This window comes from Allobosea sp. TAB14 (assembly GCF_052113865.1).
GTDB lineage: Bacteria > Pseudomonadota > Alphaproteobacteria > Rhizobiales > Beijerinckiaceae > Allobosea > Allobosea spartocytisi.
Window position 1 is genome coordinate 1 of the sequence record NZ_JBFRDQ010000342.1, and the last position, 1,953, is coordinate 1,953.

Consider the following 1,953-nt stretch of genomic DNA (forward strand, 5'->3'; position numbering starts at 1 on the left):
GTCGAAGAACAGAAAGACGTCGCGCGGCTGATCGGTGGCGTTTTTGGGGTCGCCTGCGAAATCGCCGTCTCGCATCGCTTGTCCTGAACGCCAGGCCCGAATGCGCGCAGCCCAGCGCTCGAGGTCAGGTTCGTCGTAACGGGATCGATAGAGTTCCTTGGAGCCGTGCAGCCGGCAATAGACGAAATCAGCGGTCAGATCCATGAGGCGCGGCCAGTCGGCCGTGTCCGCGCAGACCAGCGCAACCCCGTAGCGGCGCAACAGATCGACGAAGACGGGATCGCGAAAGCTGTCATGCCTGATCTCGATCGCATGTCGCAGCGGACGTTTCGCATCGGTTTCGACCCAGGCTCGGCCATCGAGATGCGTGTCGTGCCGACGGGCGAGCGCGGCTGCTTCCTGTGTGTTCTTCGGGAGCAGCTGCAGGAAATCCTCCATGACTGCGGCGTCGAAACCAAAGCTTGGCGGGAATTGCCAGAGTAGCGGCCCGAGTTTGGGGCCGAGACGAAGCAGGCCGGATGCCATGAAGTTGCTCAGCGGCGTTGCGATCTGTCTCAGGCGCAGGACATGGGTGATGTAGCGTGAGCCTTTGATCGCGAACAGGAAATCGTCCGGTACGGCCTGCGCCCAACGCTCGAACACCTCAGGCTTCTGCAGACCGTAGAAGGTGCCGYTGACCTCCAGCGCCGGAAACCGATCGGCTGCGAAGGACAGCTCCCGCTTCTGCACCAGTCCCTTCGGATAGAAATGCCCGCGCCAGGGAGCATAGGTCCAGCCGGATAGCCCGATCCGGATATTCTTCTCCTGCCGGTCCTTCTTCCGCATCGAACGCTGCTCCCGCTGGTGCTGGTTTCCAGCCAACGTCGCGGCGACGGTTTCGTTCGCGGCCAATCAGGGACTGGATGCCGGCACCCTGTGAAGGCGGTTCGCGACATGATCCGGGATGATGGCGGCAGCCGGCCGATCGGCGTCTCGGTCCGCAACCCGCACGGAAAGACTGTCTATGCGCTTCGCCTGGGCCTGTCCGAAAGCTTCGACCGGACGATTGAACCTATTCGTTTCGCGCTGCGTTTATTCTGCATCGCGAAGCCGCCGGGATGAGAGGCCGAACCGGTTTTGCTACCTAACCCATGTGAGTGCCACCGGGTCTCGTTCCGGTGACGCTGCCGCTTCCCAACGGAGGCGCCTATGAATGCCCGCGATCGGGAAAGCTCCCGAAGCGCCGAGATCGATGAGACGCGGCAACGAAGCCTGGATGTTCTGCTGGCGCCGGTGGCGCGACGTGTCCGCTTCGAGGCCGGTGCTGAGCTTCCGCTCGACGATGCCATCTATTTCCCGATCGACGGCATCACGACCCTGATGCTTCAGCGCGGGCAGACGAGATTTCAGATCGGCTTCGGCAGCCGCGGCGATGCTATCGGCATCCAGAGGCTGTTCGTTCCGGAGTTCGCGGATATGTCCGCGAAGGTCCTGAAATCCGGCAACTTCATCTGTGTGGCTCCCCAGACCTTGCGGCGTCTCCTGCGCGAGGATGGCGGGTTACGCGCACGGTTGATGTTTCATGCCCTGCGCGCCGCTGGCCGTTACCTCGACGAAGCGGCTCGCACGGTGGCGCTGTCGCTGGAGCGGCGCGTGGCGCATTGGATCAACCGCTGCGGCGAGGCCCTGGCCAGCGACATCATTCCGATCACTCATCACGATCTCGCCCATACGCTGGGCGTGCGCCGGTCCGGCGTGACGGTCGCGCTCCATGTCATTGAGGGTGAGCGCCTGATCCGCTTGTCGCGAGCGCGCATCCAGATCATCGACAGCAGGGGGCTTGCCGCCTTTTCACAGCCGCGCTCTCCTGACCGGCACCATTCGGCAAATGGCGGATTTCAAGCGGATGCGAGTTTTCGGATCTGACGGAGATCAGCGACAAATGGGTCGTAAGCCTGTGTTCGATCCTTTTCC

Annotated in this window: 3 protein-coding genes; 2 read left to right on the top strand and 1 reads right to left on the bottom strand. The window is 62.7% G+C overall.

Translation table 11 applies throughout. The annotated features are described in order from the left end of the window. Positions 1-825 (bottom strand): DUF72 domain-containing protein (locus AB4Y99_RS27415; protein ID WP_441525569.1); only part of this gene is annotated, 825 nt, incomplete at its 3' end. A gap of 90 nt (positions 826-915) precedes the next feature. On the opposite strand from AB4Y99_RS27415, the gene AB4Y99_RS27420 reads away from it, so the two are divergent. Then, positions 916-1,101 (top strand): hypothetical protein, encoded by a 186-nt coding sequence (locus AB4Y99_RS27420; RefSeq protein WP_441525567.1) that lies wholly within the window; start codon positions 916-918, stop codon positions 1,099-1,101. A gap of 87 nt (positions 1,102-1,188) precedes the next feature. Next, the gene (locus AB4Y99_RS27425) at positions 1,189-1,905 is read left to right on the top strand and encodes a Crp/Fnr family transcriptional regulator (RefSeq protein WP_441525568.1); all 717 of its coding nucleotides are present in this window, start codon (positions 1,189-1,191) and stop codon (positions 1,903-1,905) included. Positions 1,906-1,953 lie beyond the last annotated feature (48 nt).

Coding starts and splice junctions, on each gene's coding strand:
- AB4Y99_RS27425 (WP_441525568.1), top strand. CDS start 1,189: ATGAATGCCCGCGATCGGGAAAGCTCCCGAAGCGCCGAGATCGATGAG.